Origin of the sequence: Psychrobacter sp. A3 (assembly GCF_028823565.1) — a bacterium.
Classification (GTDB): Bacteria; Pseudomonadota; Gammaproteobacteria; order Pseudomonadales; family Moraxellaceae; genus Psychrobacter; species Psychrobacter celer.
Window position 1 is genome coordinate 1 of the sequence record NZ_JAPEHS010000045.1, and the last position, 20,434, is coordinate 20,434.

A 20,434-nucleotide genomic window follows, 5' to 3' on the forward strand; every position below is an offset into this window, starting at 1 on the left:
ACACTTGAGCATCCCAAAGCTTGTCCACTAAAGAGGGCTCACTACCTAAAAAAACTTAACCACTACATCGCTCAAGGCTTTGCTATTGTCTATATATACGCGCGTGGCTTTGAGAGTGAAACGATGCGTCCTTGTGGTTATGCACCCATTGGTAGCCCCTGCATTGGCAGTTACAACTGGCAAGCCAAAGAGCGAACCAACGTGATTGGTGCGCTCTATGGCAAAATGCTGTTTGCACTCGATTGTTTAAAGACCAACATCAATAAAGAGGTTTTCTATCACTGGTGCAAGTTCACGCTGATACCAAAGCTTAAGAAAAAATGTGTGATCGTTATGGATAATGCGACCTTTCATAAGCGCGTTCAAAAGCTGCTTAACAGGCATGGTCACAGGCTTCTATAGTCAATTTGAAATAAAATCGATACGCTAATATTACCAGTGCTACTGGTATAAATTTTACTTGCGTGATGTGTCGTCGCAGCCAGAGGCTGCGCAACCCATATTTTAAAAGCAAGCATCCCAGCAGCATTGTATCGGTTTTATAGTGATTCAACTATACTGGAAGCCTAAAAATTTTTTAGCTAGCATTACCTGCGTGTATTCCGAGAAGTATAGAGTTAAACGCTTTTCTATTTTGATTGATAGTTGGCAAAGACAATCCTCTATACTTAGCAAAGTATTTAACAAAACTGCTAATGTCTTATAAAACTAAATAAACAACACGCCGCATAGACCAACCACCGCCAGTACACGCTGGATCATCAGGCTGTCTTGCAAGTGAGTATTTAGGTAAGTGGCAACGCCTCTACCCACAGTATACAGACCAAGCATGGCAATAATCATACCGATGAAAAAGCCTGTTGTGCTACTGTTAGCGGGCACTTCAATAGCGTGCGCGGCCCCATGGAGCATAGCGAGTGCACCAAAGCCTGCGATGGCTAAGTTATGCCACGTTTTTACCGACGCTTCATTGTTTTGATTGAATCCACGGTTAAAGTAGCGGCTCATCAGTGCCATGGTGAGTAAGACGATAGACAGTACAATGCCGGACTCAATAAACGTACTGTTCAAGCTCATATTTAAGCTTAGGGCAAAACCTGCCACTAAACCTAAGCCTAACGAGACAAAGCCTTTTTTAAAGCTGTGCATTTGCGTCAAGAGCATGCCCATACCGAGCGCTAGTACAAGATGATCCAGCCCCGTCAAAGGGTGCATGATACCTGACAGTATTGAGTTGCCAAAGGCGCCATCAGCTGTCATCACCCCATGCCCAGGGTGAGCAAATACTAGTGTTGGCAGTCCCGTTAACAAAGATGACAGTGCTAGAGTGCGAGTCATTGCCGCCTTATCGATTAGATTTTTAGCTGTCTTATTTTTAGTCATGGTTTTTGAAGCTTGTGTGCTCATGATGTGTCCTTAAGGGTTTAATAAGTCGATATAGAGTCGAACCACTATTAAAGTGTTACAGCGTTAGACTCGTTTAGCCTACTACTGTAGTACTTGCACTCGTCTGCTTTGTACCACTTTTAATATTGATTAACTATAGTCAGGGGTTTGTAGAACATCTATTTATACGCAGCACCTTATGCCGCGCTGATCATGCCTTTATCTAAGATAAAGGTAACGATATCATCGAGACCTTCGCCGGTTTTCATGTTACTAAAGACCACGGGCTTATCGCCGCGCATCTTTTTGGCATCGCGCGCCATCACCTCAAGTGAGGCGCCTACTAAGGGGGCAAGGTCGGTTTTATTGATAATAAGTAAGTCAGATTTCATAATGCCAGGTCCGCCTTTACGAGGGATTTTATCGCCTGCTGAGACGTCGATGACATATAGGGTTAAATCAGATAATTCAGGGCTAAAGGTCGCCGCCAAATTATCGCCGCCAGATTCGATAATAATAAGCTCAAGCCCTGCAAATTGGTGTTGTAGTTCAGCGATGGCAGATAAATTGATGGAGGCATCCTCACGGATAGCAGTATGCGGACAGCCGCCCGTTTCGACACCGCGAATACGTTCGGCTGGCATGGCCTCGTGACGCGTTAAGAATTCAGAGTCTTCTTTGGTATAAATGTCGTTGGTCACCACTGCCATATTGACGTCATCACGCAAGCGTTGACACAGTCTTAGCGTGAGTGCGGTTTTTCCTGAGCCAACGGGACCGCCAATACCTAAGCGTAGAGGTGATAGGCCAGTCTCTGAATGGGTATGGTCGGCTTTGGGTGTAAGTGCCATAAATAAATATCCTCAATAAAGTCGTGAGTAATTAAAAGTTTGGTGCAAATAAATAGTGTTTAAGTGAAATAGTGTGGGTTAGCACTCAAGAGCGAAACAAGCGGCTATATTGTCTTTCATGCTGACACGATAGTATCGCTAAATTCGGCAAGTTAACTGACATATGCAGCTCTTGATAAAGCAGGTTTAGCTTTAAGATGCTAGTCTCCTCTAGGCTGTTAGCCACTAACGATAGTTTTTGCACCTGCAAAAAGCTTTGCTGAACGCTAGCTGCTAAGGGTGGTATGCGCTCACTTAATAACTGCTGCAACTGCCAGATGATACGCTGACCTGCCATTTGTCCAAGTGGTACAGTCTTGACCGCCGCCAGCACCATGTTCTCAATTTGCCCAAAGGCATAGGTAGTCATAGCTTGCGCAGGCTCAAGTTGCCAATACGAGCTGATATGCGCAAATAAGGGTAAAAACCCATGAGCAAGCAGACGATCAGGCACGTCAAGCTCAAGCACATCACCAAGCCAAGCCGATAAAGACAGTGCCAGTTGGCTCGACTCATAGACAAACTCTTTGCTTTCACGGCTGGCGTGGTAATCGGCACCTAAAGCATCAGCAAGGGCGTTATCATCACTCATAAGCGCTGCCATCATAAGCGCCAATAGCGGTAGCTCGTAACGACATAATGCCAGTGCTAGATAGTCGCTCATAAACTCCAAGCTACTGGGCTCGTCACAAATAAGCCCGGACTCAATAGCCGGTTCTATACCTTGTGAATAGGTGTAACTACCGATCGGCAGGTTACTTGACGCCAGCATAAGCAAACGTCCGGTGACGTCTATATCTATAGAGTTTAGCGCAGTTATCGCGTCTATTGTGTCTACCGCGTTTGCGCTCGATTGCGCTAAGGGCGTATCATGATTAGTCATAAGCGTTGCCATCGCTATGCGAATGTCCGTTATCGCTGTGAGTATGAGCATATGCATGGCTGTGATGAGAGTGACTGTGTCCATGGCTATCAGTATGGCTATGCGCATGACCGTGAGCGTGTCCCCCGTGCTCACCTTTATAGGCTCCCGTTTCTGGCTCAAACGCTGCTTGTACCGCTTGAGTATGTAGGCCAAGCTGACCCAGCATCGCCTCTAACACGTGGTCAGGCTCAAAGTACAGGGCGTCAGGGGTAATCATTAAAGGCACGTGACGGTTACCTAGATGATAAGCGCCCCTCATAAGATCGAAGCTATTATCAGCGGTGACTTTGATTAACGCTTGCTTAGCGGCCATCACCTGTATCAATTCGCCTTGATTATTAGCCAGCACACTGCCATTTTTGATGGTTTCTGTGCGCGGTAGGTCAATACCGACGGCTTGTTGCTGCTGCGTTTGCGCTTTAAAGCGGCTACGCTGACGGGTATCGAAATCGAGATATAAAAAGTGTTGTGCCTGTTTTTGATCATCAATAACGGCTTGCTGTTTGGCGCTAAGCGCTGCTGGGTCGAGACGCTGTGTATATATTTTCATAAATTGCTTTATCGTCCGTTCAAATAGGGGAATAGGGGTTGATGTCTAGTGAGCTGAGTTAGCACTACTATAAAAGCCCTTTAGAATAAAAAGTAACGCTGAGCCATTGGTAAATAGTCAGCAGGCTCACAGGTCAACAGCTCCCCATCAGCATGCACTTCATAAGTCTCTGGATTGACTTCCATAATCGGGCAGTAGCTGTTAAATTTCATATCTTGTTTTCGCATTTGACGAATGTTGTGTACTGCTTTAATGACTTTATTTAGTCCCAATTGCTTATCAACACCTTTCTCTAAGGCAGTACGCGACATAAAGGTGATACAAGTTTGCGCTACCGTTTTAGGGAAGCTGCCAAACATAGGGCGATAGTGGACAGGCTGCGGGGTAGCAATGGAGGCGTTAGGGTCGCCCATAGGCGCGGCAGCTATCAACCCGCCTTTGATAATGCTGTCCGGTTTTACCCCAAAAAACGCGGGTGACCATAAAATCAGATCCGCCCATTTGCCAACTTCAATAGAGCCGACCTCATCGCTGATGCCATGGGTAATAGCGGGATTGATGGTGTATTTAGAGATATAGCGTTTGATACGAAAGTTATCATTACCGCTATCAAAGTCGGTATGACTTAAGGTGATATGTTCTGAGGACTGCTCCTTTTTGGCCGTTTGGTCAGGTGCTAAGTGACCACGCTGCGTTTTCATTTTATCAGCGGTCTGCCACGTGCGAATAATGACCTCTCCTACGCGCCCCATCGCTTGCGAGTCGCTGCTCATCATGGAGATGGCACCCATATCTTGTAAAATGTCCTCAGCAGCAATAGTCTCGCGGCGGATACGACTCTCAGCAAAAGCCACGTCCTCGGCGATGGCTGGGCTTAAGTGGTGACAGACCATGAGCATGTCGAGGTGTTCATCGATGGTATTGACCGTAAAGGGACGCGTCGGATTGGTTGACGACGGCAAGACATTAGGCTCACCAATGGCCTTTAGGATATCTGGCGCATGACCACCGCCTGCGCCTTCGGTGTGAAAGGTATGGATGCAGCGCTCTTTAAAGGCAGCTAACGTGCTATGCAAATAGCCACTTTCATTTAACGTATCGGTATGGATAGCGACCTGCACATCGTACTCATCAGCCACACTCAAGCAGTTATCAATAGCCTGCGGTGTTGAGCCCCAGTCTTCATGCAGTTTTAGACCGATAGCCCCCGCTGCAACTTGTTCGATAATAGGCTCAGGTAAGCTAACGTTACCTTTACCAAGCAGCCCAATGTTCATAGGAATAGTATCGCTGGCTTTTAGCATACTTTGAATATGATAAGCGCCTGGCGTACAAGTAGTGGCTAGAGTGCCCTCGGCAGGCCCAGTACCGCCGCCAAGCATAGTGGTGACTCCAGACATCAAGGCCGTTTCACATTGCTGGGGAGCAATAAAGTGAATGTGACTGTCAATACCACCAGCAGTTAGGATTTTGCCTTCTCCAGCGATAATCTCAGTCGCTGCGCCAATCGGCAGAGTCACATTGGGCTGAATATCAGGGTTGCCGGCTTTGCCAATACCGCTAATGCGACCCTCTTTGATAGCCACGTCGGCCTTATAAATACCGGTATAGTCAACAATCAAAGCATTGGTGATAATGGTGTCGGCTACTTGACTACCAAGCAGCTGTGATTGGCCCATGCCATCACGGATGACCTTGCCGCCGCCAAACTTCACCTCCTCACCGATACTGACGCTACACGTATTAGGACGCTGGTCGATGTGGCTGGTCAAATCATACTCCACTTCAAGCCATAAGTCGGTATCGGCCAAGCGCACTTTGTCGCCTGTGGTCGGGCCAAAGTGCTCGGCATGGATGCGTCTATCCACGCGTTTTTGCGAGGTGTGTGGCGTGCGCTTGATATCGGCCGCTCCCATCACTTTACCTGCAAAACCATAGATGTGCTGACGACCTGCGATGGCAACCAGCTCTACTTCGCGTGCTTGCCCCGGCTCAAAGCGTACCGCAGTCCCGGGTACGATGTTGAGGCGGTAGCCAAGCGTGGGTTCTCGATCAAAGCTTAATGCCTCGTTGACCTCAAAGAAATGATAATGCGAGCCGATCTGAATGGGACGGTCACCTGTATTAACGACCTCTACGCTTTGCACGCAGCGACCCGCATTTAGGGCCATATCACCTGCTTTGATTCTATATTCGCCTACTTTCATCTTTTTATTTTTGCTCATTTTTGTCATCCTTCATTGTTCTATAGGTCTTACTAGACAATAGGGTTGTGTACGGTCACAAGTTTTGTGCCATCAGGGAAGGTGGCTTCGACTTGTACATCGTGAATCATCTCAGCAATACCGTCCATGACATCATCAGTTGAGAGATAAGTCGCGCCTTCACTCATTAGCTGCGCTACGGTCTTGCCATCACGGGCGCCTTCCATAAGCAGCATACTGATATAGGCGATGGCTTCTGGATAGTTGAGCTTGACGCCGCGCTCTTTACGACGTTCAGCGACCATACCGGCGGTAAATAGCATGAGTTTGTCTTTTTCGGTAGGGGTTAGTTGCATCGGATTATCCTTAATAGCCTTAATAATGAGTGGTCATGTTATTTGTTTATTTACTTATCACATTAGGGCGTGTCCCTAATTCAAGCGTTTAGGACTAAACGGGCTAAAAATGGCTAAATCTTTGGCAAACGGTGTCAAATAGCTGGTCAATATCTTGATATTACCTGCGCTATTTTCCTTGTTTGCCTTTAATTTATCTCATTTTTATCACCATTTTTAAAATAGGGACACGCCCTAGTCACATCGCTGTTGAGCAATAGAATCTATTGTCAAAAGCTATCGCTTTAGAGTAGATCAAAACTAAGTGTCCCAAATCCTTGGTCGATGCGGCTCAAGCGCATACCATTTGCGCCTGATAAGCTCGCGGGCTTGGTAAAAGGCTTCAAAACAAGCTCGTACATCAGACCCTAGGTAGCGACAATTGATCCCTTGATAGTTGTGCGTACAATAAATGGGTAGGGACTGTTTATCGATAAGACTGCGTATCTCGCTGATCGTCTCATCTAAATACTGTCCCAGCTTTAATGGGTTGTTTTGTAGCTCTGCTTCAATGGTATCAATGCTGGGTATGGCCCAAAACGAGCCATGCACGTGCTGATTATTTAGCCCGAGTGCTGAGGTAAACCAGCGGGTATCGGCCTGCTGCGCGGTATGCTCTTTGACCAATAACACGTTATCTCGCCATATCTCTAAACGATTGGCATAGTGACCATGAGCAAAAGTCTCTTGATACGCTTGACGACCAAACACGGCGATATCCCAAGTTAGCAAACTGGCGGTTTGGGTTAAATAAAAGCGGTTAGTAGCGTTAGAGACAGAGTGATCGTAATAAATGCTCTCTTGGGGCAGCCACTCAAGGATAGCGTGGTCATCGAGGTAGGCGCTGATATGTTGTACGGCCTCAACCGTAGCGCTTAATAAGCGCTTATCAAGCAAAGTGCTGCTACTGCTGTCTATAGGCTGACTTGGTTTGCTACATTTTTGTGCTTCGCCATAATGCGCTTGGCGCTGCGCCTGTCGTTGCCCGTACCATTTGCCCGCGCCTGGGGTAGTAATCACCGCGTGACTATTGGCCTCTAGCTTGTACTCCAGTGTTAAGCGGTCATCATCCGCGATACCAGCGGGAGGATATAACACATAGATATGACAAATCCCTGCTTGGTGATCAGGCTCAGGATACAGTGCGCGTTGTACCACCAGTGCCCCACTATGGGCACGGTGATACAGCCGAGTTTTTGCCGCGACAGCTGTATGGTCAAAATAAAGATGTAGCGTAGATTGCCAAGTCAAAATAAAATGTTCCTTTTGAGACGTATGCTATTAAAAAAGCGCTTTTAGATGGCTACCAACTCTTGAATGTGGTTGTTTGCCATATCCTCTCCTGCGCCCTGAGCGACCACTTGTCCGCGCGAGAGCACGGTGTAGTTATCCGCCAGCTCCTCTGCAAATTCATAGAACTGCTCAACCAGTACAATCGCCATATCCCCTTGATGGCCTAAATCCTTAATGACCCGTCCGATATCCTTGATAATTGAGGGCTGGATGCCTTCGGTAGGCTCATCGAGTACCAGCACGCGCGGCTCTGAGGCCAGTGCGCGTGCGATTGCCAACTGCTGCTGCTGACCCCCTGACAGATCGCCGCCGCGCCGGTGCTTCATCTCATCGAGTACCGGAAAGATGTCGTATAAGTGTTTGGGAACGCGCCCCGATTTGCTGCGGGAGAACTTGGCCATACCGATCAAAATATTTTCCTCTACCGTCAGTGTTGAGAATATATCGCGCCCTTGGGGCACGTAAGCGAGTCCGGCGCGCACGCGCTGCTCAGGAGTGAGCTTACTGATGTCTGTACCATCGAGGACAACCTGTCCTGACTTGATCGGGAGTATGCCCATCAGGCATTTAAGCAAAGTGGTTTTGCCAACGCCGTTACGCCCGAGTATTACACTGCACTCGCCAACCGGCGCAGTAAATGACACGTCACGCAAAATATGACTGCCGCCGTAGTACTGATTGATTGCCTTAACGTCTAGCATAGAGGCTCCTATGTTTAAATGGTTTTAAGCAGTAAAAGTCAAGCCGTTAGCGTCCAAGATAGGACTCAATGACCGCCTCATTTTCTTGCACCTCAGCTAAAGTACCTTCGGCTAAAATAGCCCCTTGGGCAAGTACCGTGACCTTTTCACTAATGGCATCAATAAAGCTCATATCGTGCTCGACGACGATTAAGGTATGATTTTGTTTGAGGCGCAGACATAGCTCAGCGGTGTGCTCGGTTTCAGCGTCCGTCATACCAGCGACTGGCTCATCGAGCAAGATAAGCTTAGGACTTTGCATCAGCAGCATACCAATCTCCAACCACTGCTTTTGCCCATGCGAGAGGAGGCCTGCGGGCAGGCGGGTTTTGTCTGTCAAGCGAATCTGCTCAAGGGTCGCCTCAAGTGTGTTTCGAGTATCGGCATCAAGCCTACGGCGCAAACTGCCCATTACGCGTTTGTCCTTGGGCGCGGCAAGCAGTAAATTATCGAGCACGCTAAAGTTCTCAAACACCGTCGGTTTTTGAAACTTGCGCCCGATACCCGATTCTGCGATTTGTTCTGTTGACATAGTCGCCAGATTATAGGTTTGCCCAAAGAACACGCTACCTTCGGTAGGACGGGTTTTACCGGTTATCACATCCATCAAGGTTGTTTTGCCCGCGCCATTAGGACCGATAATACAGCGCAGCTCTCCTTCTTCGATGTACAAGGACAAGTTGTTCAGCGCCCGAAATGAGTCAAACCAGACGCTCACTTCCTCTAAATAGAGCGCAATACCGTGGCTAAAGTCTGCACCGCGAGTCTTAGGGTGACTCAAACCGTCGCTGTGGTCGTCATCGTAGTCGTATTCATCAAGCGCCTGAGCTGTCATAGCTAGCGACCTCTTAGGCGCTTTATCAGGTAAATTGCTAGACAGCTTAGAGACAAGCGATGTTGATAAATGATTATTGAGCATCAGATTTTTCCTTTTTAAAGCGGCCAAGCAGACCAATAATGCCGTTTGGTAAAAATAGGGTGACAACGACGAACAGACTGCCAAGTATTAATAGCCAGACCTCAGGATAGGCGACGGTAAAGTAAGTCTTGAGCGCGTTGACTACGCCTGCGCCTAAGATGGCACCGATAAGATTACCGCGGCCACCAGCAGCGACCCATACGGCCATCTCAATGGAGTTAATCGGGTTCATCTCGCCAGGATTAATGATGCCCACTTGTGGGACGTACAGCGCCCCTGCGATACCAGCGATAACAGCTGATAGCACCCATGCCGATAGCTTGTACCAAAGCGTGCGATACCCTAAGTACTGCAAGCGGTTTTCACTATCGCGAATAGCGCCAAGCACGCGCCCATAAGGCTGACCCATCAAATAACGCAGGCCAGCATAAGATAGCAGTAGTGCCAGTGCGGTCACAAAGCACAAGGTAGCGCGCGTGGAGGCGGCAGTAATGTCGTAGCCCAAAAGAGTGGTAAAACCGGTAAAACCATTGTTGCCACCAAAGCCTGTCTCATTACGAAAGAACAGTAAGGCCGCCGCGTACGTCATAGCTTGGGTAATAATCGAGAAGTACACGCCTTTTATTTTTGAGCGAAAAGCAAAGAAGCCAAAGATAAAGGCAACGATACCTGGCACCAATAGCACCAAAGCGCTCGCCCACCAAAAGTGCTGCGTCCCTGCCCAATACCACGGCAGCTCAGTCCAGCTCAAAAAACGCATAAAATCAGGGATACCGTCGCCTGCGGTCTCGCGCGTGAGGTACATACCAAAGGCATAACCGCCAAGCGCAAAGTACAGCCCATGCCCTAAGCTCAAAATACCCGCGTACCCCCAAACTAAATCTAGGGCCAGCGCCACCATCGCTAGCGCCATAATCTTACCAATAAGGGTAATCCAGTAAGCCGAGAGGTGAAAAGGAGAGGTGATAGGCAGCAGATGCAGCCACGGTACGATAAGTAATAGCAAAAAGCATAAGCCAATAAATACAGCGCTGCGCGGGGTATCAGATAATAATGTGATGATTCTCATAGTCTTCTCCTTAATCAACAAAACGGCCTTTTAGTGCAAATAAACCTTGTGGCCGCTTCTGAATAAACAGAATCACAAGAACCAGTAATACAATTTTGGCAAGCACCGCGCCAATACCAATTTCAAGCACCGTACCACTGACGCCTAAACCTAAAGAGGCGAGCACTGCGCCCCATACTTGACCGACACCGCCGACGACGACAACTAAGAACGCGTCGATGATATACGTCTGACCTAAGCTGGGTCCGACGTTGCCGACTTGCGCGAGTGCGCAGCCTGCCAATCCTGCCAGCCCCGATCCAAGCCCAAAGGCCAGCATATCGATGCGCGCAGAGGCGATACCAACCGCGCGTGCCATCTGCCGATTTTGCGTTACCGCGCGTACAAATAGCCCAAAGCGCGTCTTGTTAAGTAAATACACCAATAGCAGCAGAATAATGACCGTAAAGCCGATGATAGCGATGCGGTTATAGGGAAGGGCAAGGCTTGCCGACACTTGATACGCGCCGCTAAGCCATGAGACATTGCTGACCTCAACGTTTTGCGCGCCAAATACCATGCGTATCAGCTGCATCAAAATTAAACTGATACCAAACGTCGCCAGTAGGGTCTCAAGCTCACGCCCATAGAGCGGACGGATCACGATACGCTCGATCACCATACCGATCACAGCGCTAACCAAAAACGCACTGGGTATCGCGGCGAGTAAGTACCAACTTGCCATCTCAGGCAGATAGGCTTGAAATAGGTTTTGCACCACATAAGTGGCGTACGCGCCAATCATAATTAGCTCGCCATGTGCCATATTGATGACGCCAAGCAGCCCAAAGGTAATCGCAAGCCCTAGCGCTGCTAGTAGTAAGATACTGGCGGTACTAAGACCGGTGAACAGATGCCCCGACCATGTGCTGATCGAGATGCGCTGCTCAATACTTGCTTCAGCCGCCAGCAACGCCGTCTCAAGATTAGGATCAAGATTGTCGTTTGCCAACGCCTGTTTGACATCGATTAACACCTGCGGGCTATCGCTGTCAGCGAGCACGTCAAGCGCGGCGATTTGGGTAGCCACGTCGCCATCGCGAAAATCTAGCCTCGCCTGCAAGGTACTAAGCGCAGCGCTCACCTCCGCGTCATCTTCGCGCACGGCTGCTGCGCTGACGATTGCAGGATCTATTTGTTCGATGTTATCAGCAAGGATACTCACCGCTTGCAAGCGCTGCGCCGGATCGTCTGAATCCAGCTTCACTTTTGCTTGCCCAAACACCAGTGCGGAGCGCAGGGCATTAGTCAATGTTACTTGCGCCAGATCGCTTGGCCATTCGTCCGTCAGATCTCTATCAGGATAGGTAAACAGCTCGTCATCAGCGTTTAGCAAATAAGTTTGCCCACCGTTGCCTTGATACAGCTCATCATTATCAATCAGCTCAACTAACGTATCGAGACTCTCAGCGGAGCCCGGCCACTGACCCAGCATCGCTTGGCGCTGACTAAAGTCTGCAGCCACAAACTGCTCAATGGCATCGCCCTGATTGTTAATTGGACTGGTAAGCGTGGCAGGCGTAGTCAAAGACTGCGCATTTTGCGTAAGCAAACTCTTATCATCGCTGGCAAGATTAGAGGTGGTCGCTACTGTATTGGCAGGGGAATGACTATCTACTGCGGTGTCGGCAGCCGAAGCGGGAAGCGGGGTTAAAGCGAGCATCAATGCTAAGCAAAGAAGCACAAATGATAGACTAAGACTAACAGCACTAAAGGCCTTGTTAAAGCCGCTAGCCTGCGCGTCATATATAAAAGAGGGATAAGGCGACATAGTGGAATCCTTTTTTATAGTCAACACTCCTTCAACCCTGCCAAGCTAGCCTATAGCTTGGCGGGACTAACAAGGTTTGCTGATATTGATACCAATAAGAAAGTAAAGCTTAGGATAATCCTTACTTAGGAATGTATTGGCTCCACGGTGAAGCTTGGATAACCTCGGGTGTCTTATAGACCACATCAAATTGACCATCGGGGCGAATCTGACCGATCATGACCGGTTTCCACAAGTGATGGTTCTCTGCATCCATCTTTAGCGTATAGCCTGAAGGGGCAGCAAAAGTCTGACCGCCCATACTGATACGGACTTTATCCACATCTGTGCTACCCGCGTCCTCCACCGCCTGCTTCCACATATTGATACCGACGTAGGTGGCCTCCATAGGGTCGTTAGTGACGACATTGTCGGCATTGGGTAAGTTGTTATCGAGCGCATACTGCTTGTACTTTTTGGTAAAGTCGTTATTGGTTGGGTTTTTGACCGACATAAAGTAGTTCCATGCCGCTAAGTGCCCTTGCAGCGCGCTAGTATCGATACCGCGTAGCTCCTCTTCACCAACTGAGAATGCCATGACTGGAATATCAGCGGCGTCAATACCTTGGTTACCAAGCTCGCGATAAAAAGGCACGTTGGAGTCACCGTTGATGGTCGATATGACTGCTGTCTTTTTGCCCGTAGCGAAGTTTTTGATATTAGAGACAATGGTTTGATAATTGCTAAAGCCAAATGGCGTGTACTCTTCCATAATGTCGCTATCGTCAACGCCTTTAGACTGTAAAAAAGCGCGTAGTATCTGGTTGGTGGTACGAGGATAGACATAATCTGTGCCTAATAATACAAAGCGCTCAGCGCTACCGCCTTCAGGGCTCATCAAGTATTCAACGGCAGGAATAGCTTGCTGATTGGGCGCAGCACCAGTATAAAAGATGTTTTCGGACTGCTCTTGACCCTCGTACTGCACCGGATAAAACATCAAGCCGTTGAGCTCTTCAACAACGGGCAGTACCGACTTACGCGACACTGAGGTCCAGCCCCCAAAGATGACATCTACTTCATCTTGCGTGAGGAGCTGGCGCGCTTTTTCAGCAAATAACGGCCAGTCAGAGGCAGGGTCAACGACGACAGGCTCTAATTGCTTGCCGAGCACCCCGCCGTTGGCATTAATCTCCTCAATCGTCATTAGCGCGGTGTCCTTTAGCGAGGTCTCAGAGATGGCCATCGTCCCTGATAAAGAGTGCAAAATACCGACTTTAATAGTATCGCCATTAGCCGCCGCTGCGCTTTGAGTGATGGTATCGCTAGCTGTCGTCTCCGAGCTCGTCTCAGCTGGCTTTTGACAGCCAGCAAGGCTCAAACCACCTACAACGGCAAGCGCCACTATAGATAAGCGTGAGGTCAATCGTAAGTCGGTACGAGGGGCGCTGTTCAGTGTGGTAGCGGTAGCAAGGGTCGGCAATAAAGACATAAACTTCTCCAAAAATAATAAAATAGCAACAAGGTGAGTCAATCAATGGTTTGACTGTTTTACTATTTTTATTACTTCAATATCTATGCCAGCCAAAAATATAGAAAAGTGCACCACTATGGTTCTTTGTTGAGTAAGAAGCCTTATTTTTTTTGCACCAAAATAGACCTATAGGCTCTTATGCACCACGATGGTTTATTAATACTTGTAAATAAAAGCCATTGTTTCTTTAAGGGGCTAAAACTGGGCAGAATAAATGTGTTGGAAGGGTAGAGGGTTCTACTGTCTTGATAAGTCTAAATATCAAAATAAAGGGTTTAAGTTGGTAAAGAAGGGCTGTTGACAGGTTCAGTTAATTGTAATTCGGCAATAAAAAACCCTTATAGCTCAAGGCGTATAAGGGGTAATGAGAGTATCCCACATTCTATGTAACTGCCGTTTAGATTAAAGGCTTACTAATACGATCATCAAACATAATCATAAAGTGATTTTCTGATGTCTTTAGGGTAGTCAAAGAATACCGTTAAGCCATCCTAGTTACTGCGTCAATGAAAAATAGGTTATATCAGCTGATTCTCTTGCCTGTAATGGCTTGGTGTCATGCCATAGTTTTTTTTGAAGGCGCTAGAGAATGCACTGTTATCGATAAAGCCGCTTGCTAGTACGATTTGGCTAATAGGCAGCGTAGTATGTTTAAGAATATATTTGGCGTGTTCAAGGCGCAATCGCACGTAATACTGTTGCGGTGAACAACTAAAATTTTTGTTAAATATGCGCTGTAATTGTCTACTTGATAATCCAATATGATGGGCAATATCCTTAACGCTTAAAGGCTCTTCAAGATTGGTTTTCATCAATGCAATAGCATCTATTACATTGGTATAGCTACTGCTCAGTATTTTTGGCTTGGGCATATGCTGTACGTAAGTAGGCTCACGTATAGAGGTGATAATAAACATGTCTTGTATCTTGGAAACGATATGATGACCATGATGCTTATTGATGATATGTAAAGTCATATCCAATGCGCAAGCTCCACCTGAACAAGAATATAGCTGCGGTGCTATTGTAAATATTTGGTCATTAAAAATAACACCTGGATAGCTTTCTTGGGCTACGCTGATGTTCTCCCAATGCAATGAGGCTGCTTGTTGCTCGAGTAAGCCCGCAGCAGCCAATGCTAGCGCTCCTGTACACAAACCGCCAAGTGCAATATCCCGTACTGCCAATCGCTGAATTAAGGTAATGAGCCTACTAGATTCCAAGTAATCTGTTTGGTGTCCTCCGCATACAAATACCAAGTCGCAGGTTAATAAGTAGTCGAGTGGTGCAGTATGACTTAATTTAATACCGTTACTACTACTGGTTTTATTGTCATCGAACCCTGCCACCACCCACGAGTATAAGAGTTGCTCGCTCACATAATTCGCCATTCGAAGTGGCTCAATGATATTGCTGAACGCGAGCATGGTAAAGCCATTAATCAGTAGAAACCCAATGCGCCTAGGCTTGTCTATCATCTTTTCCGTTATCTGAGTCATTTTTTGTCGCCTTCAGAACATACCTAAAATTCTGGCTAATGTTAAGTTGTTTGTCTATATGTCCGATTATAAACATAAAATGTCGCTTATGAAAAAATACCTTATTAATTTTACCTCTATTATCGAACGTGTTCTCAGTTGATTATTACCTACTTTGGAGACGTTCCATGTCAGCACTAAAAGACCTTACTAGCACTTTATCTTCTACAGATTTTTCTCGAAAATGGATGAATTCATTAAACCTAACCTCTTTAGATGGCTCATTAGATAATCTGCATCTCCCAAGTCTAATCGAAATTAAAAACGGCCAGAAAGTGCAACCGACTTTTAGTCATCAAGAATATGCAAATCGTCATGGGAAACTTCGTGAGTATTTAGATAATCATGGCATTGTGGCGGCGCTTTTCACCTCGATACATAACATCAATTACTACTCTGACTTTATATATTGCTCTTTTGGGCGACCTTATGGACTAGTCGTTACTTCAAAAGAAGTCGTGTCAATCTCTGCCAATATCGATGGTGGACAGCCTTGGCGGCGTACTGTGGGCGACAATAATATTGTTTACACTGATTGGCAGCGTGATAACTATTTCAAAGCCATTGCTCAACAAATTCCTCATCACGGCCGTGTAGGTATTGAGTTTGATCATTTACCAATGGATCGCTTTGCTAAGCTCAAAGCTATTTTACCCAATGTAGAGTTTGTTGATATTAGCCTAGCATGTATGACCATGAGAATGGTTAAGTCCTCTGAAGAAATAGCGCTAATAACAAAGGGCGCTCAGGTCTGTGATATTGGTGGGGCGGCATTGGTACAGGCTGTTTATGATGGCGTGCCCGAATACGAAGTTGCCTTGGCATCTACACAAGCGATGGTGAAGGCTATTGGGGAGCAGTTTGGTCAAGTAGAACTCATGGATACATGGACATGGTTTCAGTCAGGTATTAATACGGATGGTGCCCACAATCCAGTAACCAATCGTCGTGTCCAGTCGGGTGATATATTGAGTCTTAACTGTTTTTCTATGATAGCAGGCTACTATACCGCGCTTGAACGCACATTGTTCTTGGATAAATGTGATGCAGATTCACTACGCTACTGGCAGATAAATTGTGAAGTGCATGAAGCAGGTCTTGAGCTTATAAAACCTGGCGTGCGCTGCTGCGATATCGCACATGAGCTGAATAAAATTTATGCAAAATACGACTTATTAGAAAAACGCAGCTTTGGTTATGGACATTCTTTTGGTGTGCTCAGCCATTATTATGGACGCGAGGCAGGACTTGAGCTACGTGAAGATATTGAAACAGTGCTTGAGCCAGGTATGGTCATCTCTATGGAGCCGATGATTATGATTCCAGAGGGCATGCCGGGTGCTGGCGGTTATCGAGAGCATGACATTTTAGTCATCAATGAGACGGGCGCTGATAATATCACAGGCTTTAAGTACGGCCCTGAGCATAATATTATCGGTCGTTAATGTAGGGGAATGTCATCAATCAATACTGTCTATATTGAGTGGGCTACCATGAATAAGTTTCTTATTTTAAGCCCGCCAACATAGATGATGATGCGCCTCGCACAATGCAATTATTTTCACATTTTACTTATTAAGGAAATAACATTATGGACCTGTTTCTTAACAGCTGGACGTTATTTTGGTTTTTGACCATTAATGTACTGACGCTATTACTGGCAGTGAGTTATTTCTTCGTAGAGCGTCATAACAAGTAATGTAGTAAACGATACGAGGAATCGACATGTTTATTAATTGGATGATATTGTTAGCAGCAATTGCACTTCTCATTGTATTGGCTAGTAAAGCGTCAAAAGTCATGTCAGCAGATGAGGAAAGTGGTTTTTTAGTAGCCGGTCGCTCATTAGGGCCTTTTGTTATAGCAGGTACTGTCGTGGCGACTGGGTTTAGTGGTTGGGGCTTTATGGGTTCACCTGGTGCCGCATACCAATACGGGACGATTGAGCTTTTAGGTAATTTCTTTTTTGCACCAGCCATGGTCGTCGCCGTATTATTCTTTGCGGTCTATTTGCGTAATAGAGCCATGAAGATAGGTAGTAGTACCATTCCTGAATTTATTGTCAACTTGCACTGTAATGATCGGAATTCAATAACTGCTCGCACTTTGCGTATTATCACGTCTTTGGGCATGATTATATTTTTGACCGTATTTTTGACGGCTCAGATTAGAGCGCTTGGTATGTTGGGTAGTAGCTGGCTCGGCATTTCACCTCTTCTGGCTTCTGCGCTTTTATTGGTGATTATTACTATTTATACCATGGCAGGCGGATTGCTCGCTGTTGCTTGGACTGATACTTTTATGGTGGTTGGGATGGCCACTGCTGCCATTTATATAGTGGTTCAGGTGTTCACTGACATTCCGTTAGCAGATATGATGACGCAGCTGAATGCGATAGATCCAAACCTTGTCAATCCAGAGAGTTCTAACCCATATGGTAATGCCAAAGCTTCTGTTTTTCTAGTATTTGTCTATGCGCTTATCTTTAGTACTGCATTGCCTTATATGTCAGTACGTTTTTTGGCGATGAAATCTAATATTAGTATTGCCAAAACAGGCTTTTATACGGCCATTCTAGGGTGTGTTTTGAGTTTGGTGCCTATCGTTGGCTTATATGTTCGTGTCAAAAACCCAGGTCTGATCAATCCCGATGAAGCAATGCCTTGGTATTTAGCCAATGCTATTCCAAGTGTGGTGGGTAGTGTGATCACTTTGTTTATTCTTTTTGCTATGAAGTCTACGGCAAACTCTATCTTGCATACCTTATCAACTGCTGCCTCACATGATTTGCGTTTGGCTATATTTGACAATAAACCTCGCACTGAGGCTGAACTATTGAAACTGAATAGATTGTGGGTCGCTATTGTGGCTGCTATCGCCTTCATTTCTACTTTCTTCTTACCTGAAGCGATGCTTAGCTATCTAGGCATATTCTCTAGCGGTACTTTAATGGCAGCTCTATCTGGTGTACTTTTGGTGACTATCTTTTATAAAGGCTCAACGATGGCTGCTATTGCCTCTATTATCGTCGGTGCTGTTTGCAGTAGTTATCTCTTAACATCAGGTATTGTCGGCTGGGTAGAGGGACCTCTTATCGGATCAGCTGCATCAGCCATCACTTACGTGGTCGTTAGTGTATTGGTTCCTAATAGAGTCAAAGCCATATCAGAAGAATCTGTCAGCGCTTAGATATAGATACTTATATTTATGAATACTTAACAGATCTTAAACTAACCGCTGAGTTTATTGACTGATAGTCATAAATTCAGCGGTTTACGTATTCAGTAAGGCTGGCAAGTATGAGTTGTATAGATAAGCTAATGCTGATTAACACTCGGTTATTTTGTACCAGTTTTATATTTACTCAATGATATTACGAACATTTTATGTTCAATAATAGAGGTGACTAGTCGTGGAAGTATTGAAAACCAGACCTATAGCGGTTGATGTCAAGCCATGGATTGGCACCATACAAATTGTCATGGCGGCCATATGTTGGGGCACACTTGGTATATTTTCGACTTATCTTAGTCAATTAGGTTTTAGTAGTTGGCAAATTACGATATTGCGTATCATAACGGCAGCTATTATTGCTATAACGATGTTGCCTAAGATCTGGAAACCATTAAGTAAGCTAACACTCGGTAAATGGTTTGGGCTTGGTCTACAATCCCTAATTGGCGTACTGGGTATGACGGTTTGCTACTTATTTGCAGTGCTTCATGTGGGAGCAGGCACAGCAGTCGCATTACTCTATACGGCGCCAGTCTTTAGTTTGATATTCTCGCACCTATTATTAGATGAGCGAATTACTTATAAAGCTACATTGTTAGCAGTTGTAGCAGTGATTGGCGTTGGTATGACTACGATGGGTGGCACTACTGAAGGGAATTTGGGTATTGCCGTTGGCCTGCTTTCTGGCGTTTGTTACTCTTTATATGGTGTGCTTGGTAAACGCGCCATGCATCATAAACACTCTGCACCACTTGTCTTTTTTACGTCAATTTTGTTCAGTGGCATTGTATTATTGTTCATTCCTACCACGTATACAACTTATTATAAGCTGATACAGCTTCCCGTTATTAGCTGGATATATGTACTGGGCTTATCTTTGGTAGGTACGATTGCACCTTTTGCATTATATATGAAAGCATTAGAAAAACTACCAGCCACGCGCGCGTCAGTATTTACTATCTTTGAACCTTTGACCGCAATATTTTTGGCAGTGTTGCTCCTGCATCAAATGTTATCAGGTATTCAATATATAGGCGTTTTTTTGATTTTGCTCGTTGCTTTATTAAATGGGCTAACAAATTCGACCAATGTACAACTGCCGAGATGGTTTAGAAGACAAAAATTATCGTAATTTAGGGCGTGTTGAACATTGGCGACAAATTAATGACAAAAAAAATAGCGAACGGTTAATATTTAAGCTCTCACACAAAAAAGATATCGTTCGCTATGCCTCGCACCACGCTCAAAGATGAACACTGGACAAGACTGAAACCTACATTACTAGAACTTAATATCTATGACAAAGGAAATCTTAGACAAACGGTTGAAGGCGCGACTTACCCGAGTATTTTGGCAAGCCTAATACCATCTATAAAGCTTACCAGCGCTGGTTTCGCAGTAATAAGCTGATGGCATTATTTACGTTACTGATCAAAGACGCAGACCTTGAGTGGGTCTTTATCTATGGTACCCATATTAAAGCGCATCAGCACAGCAGTGGTGGCAGCGAGAACCTACAATCCATTAGCAAAAGTGTGGCAGGCCGCGCGACCAAGATTTACTTAGCAGTAGATGCGCATGGCAATCCGATTACCTTTATTTTATCAGATGGTACAACCCACGATGTCAAAGTCGCACCTGATTTAGTAGACAAAGTTAATTTGAGCGATACAGAGGTTTTATATGCCGATAAAGGCTATGATTCTGATGCACTACGAGCCCATATTGAACAAGCAGGGACGCAGGATAACATCCTTCGAAAACGAAACACTCAGTTTTCTAACGACCATATGGACTGGGGCTTATATAAAGCCAGGCATCTAGTAGAAAATGCTTTCACTAAGCTAAAACAGTATAGGGCGGTTGCCACCAGATTTGATAAGCTCAAGCAGAGTTATGAAAATACGGTCGCTCTTGCTTGTGCTTATATCTGGCTCAAATTATGAATGTTCAACAGGCCCTATCTTG

General features: G+C 45.9%; 16 protein-coding genes and 2 pseudogenes. 5 read left to right on the plus strand and 13 right to left on the minus strand.

The window, feature by feature from the left end:
• Positions 1-402, plus strand: a 402-nt coding sequence (locus NK638_RS07770; RefSeq protein ID WP_274632557.1) for a transposase, incomplete at its 5' end; no start/stop codon positions are given.
• A gap of 306 nt (positions 403-708) precedes the next feature.
• On the opposite strand, the gene NK638_RS07775 is transcribed toward NK638_RS07770, so the two are convergent.
• The 13 genes and pseudogenes from NK638_RS07775 to NK638_RS07835 form a co-directional block, all read right to left on the minus strand.
• Positions 709-1,407 (minus strand): HupE/UreJ family protein, encoded by a 699-nt coding sequence (locus tag NK638_RS07775; RefSeq protein WP_274632558.1) that lies wholly within the window; start codon positions 1,405-1,407, stop codon positions 709-711.
• 176 nt (positions 1,408-1,583) lie between these two features.
• Positions 1,584-2,237, minus strand: a complete 654-nt coding sequence (gene ureG, locus NK638_RS07780) for an urease accessory protein UreG (protein ID WP_199508217.1) — start codon at positions 2,235-2,237, stop codon at positions 1,584-1,586.
• Positions 2,238-2,322: 85 nt separating this feature from the next.
• Positions 2,323-3,159 carry an urease accessory protein UreF gene (locus NK638_RS07785; protein WP_274632559.1) on the minus strand — a complete coding sequence of 279 codons (837 nt, stop codon included), beginning with the start codon at positions 3,157-3,159 and terminating at the stop codon, positions 2,323-2,325.
• Positions 3,152-3,751 carry an urease accessory protein UreE gene (gene ureE, locus NK638_RS07790; protein WP_274632560.1) on the minus strand — a complete coding sequence of 200 codons (600 nt, stop codon included), beginning with the start codon at positions 3,749-3,751 and terminating at the stop codon, positions 3,152-3,154. Before ureE ends, NK638_RS07785 begins: the two co-directional genes overlap by 8 nt.
• 80 nt (positions 3,752-3,831) lie before the next feature.
• Positions 3,832-5,976, minus strand: a complete 2,145-nt coding sequence (gene ureC, locus NK638_RS07795; RefSeq protein ID WP_274632561.1) for an urease subunit alpha — start codon at positions 5,974-5,976, stop codon at positions 3,832-3,834.
• A 32-nt stretch (positions 5,977-6,008) separates the two neighbouring features.
• Entirely contained in the window at positions 6,009-6,311 is a 303-nt protein-coding gene (gene ureA / locus NK638_RS07800; protein ID WP_025643648.1) for an urease subunit gamma, read from the minus strand.
• A 300-nt stretch (positions 6,312-6,611) separates the two neighbouring features.
• Positions 6,612-7,601 (minus strand): urease accessory protein UreD, encoded by a 990-nt coding sequence (locus NK638_RS07805; RefSeq protein ID WP_274632562.1) that lies wholly within the window; start codon positions 7,599-7,601, stop codon positions 6,612-6,614.
• A 44-nt stretch (positions 7,602-7,645) separates the two neighbouring features.
• Positions 7,646-8,344 carry an urea ABC transporter ATP-binding subunit UrtE gene (gene urtE, locus NK638_RS07810; protein WP_274632563.1) on the minus strand — a complete coding sequence of 233 codons (699 nt, stop codon included), beginning with the start codon at positions 8,342-8,344 and terminating at the stop codon, positions 7,646-7,648.
• Positions 8,345-8,390: 46 nt separating this feature from the next.
• Positions 8,391-9,152: pseudogene (gene urtD / locus NK638_RS07815) on the minus strand (urea ABC transporter ATP-binding protein UrtD); the annotation flags it as partial.
• Between the two features lie 139 nt (positions 9,153-9,291).
• The gene (gene urtC, locus NK638_RS07820; protein WP_025643641.1) at positions 9,292-10,371 is read right to left on the minus strand and encodes an urea ABC transporter permease subunit UrtC; all 1,080 of its coding nucleotides are present in this window, start codon (positions 10,369-10,371) and stop codon (positions 9,292-9,294) included.
• Between the two features lie 10 nt (positions 10,372-10,381).
• A complete protein-coding gene (gene urtB / locus NK638_RS07825; RefSeq protein WP_274632564.1) occupies positions 10,382-12,181 on the minus strand; it encodes an urea ABC transporter permease subunit UrtB in 1,800 nt (599 codons plus the stop codon).
• Between the two features lie 121 nt (positions 12,182-12,302).
• Entirely contained in the window at positions 12,303-13,652 is a 1,350-nt protein-coding gene (urtA, locus tag NK638_RS07830) for an urea ABC transporter substrate-binding protein (protein WP_446739818.1), read from the minus strand.
• Between the two features lie 560 nt (positions 13,653-14,212).
• Positions 14,213-15,193: a GlxA family transcriptional regulator gene (locus NK638_RS07835; protein WP_274632565.1), complete on the minus strand. Its 981-nt coding sequence runs from the start codon at positions 15,191-15,193 to the stop codon at positions 14,213-14,215.
• A gap of 227 nt (positions 15,194-15,420) precedes the next feature.
• Here NK638_RS07835 and NK638_RS07840 point away from each other — a divergent pair, with 227 nt between their 5' ends.
• The 4 genes and pseudogenes from NK638_RS07840 (at position 15,421) to NK638_RS07855 (ending at position 20,412) form a co-directional block, all read left to right on the plus strand.
• Entirely contained in the window at positions 15,421-16,677 is a 1,257-nt protein-coding gene (locus tag NK638_RS07840) for a M24 family metallopeptidase (protein ID WP_342454269.1), read from the plus strand.
• Between the two features lie 280 nt (positions 16,678-16,957).
• Positions 16,958-18,421, plus strand: coding sequence for a sodium:solute symporter family protein (locus NK638_RS07845; RefSeq protein WP_274632567.1), 1,464 nt, complete (start codon positions 16,958-16,960; stop codon positions 18,419-18,421).
• A 223-nt stretch (positions 18,422-18,644) separates the two neighbouring features.
• A complete protein-coding gene (locus NK638_RS07850) occupies positions 18,645-19,598 on the plus strand; it encodes a DMT family transporter (protein WP_274632568.1) in 954 nt (317 codons plus the stop codon).
• A gap of 95 nt (positions 19,599-19,693) precedes the next feature.
• Positions 19,694-20,412 (plus strand): annotated as a pseudogene (locus NK638_RS07855) (IS5 family transposase).
• Positions 20,413-20,434: the final 22 nt, after the last annotated feature.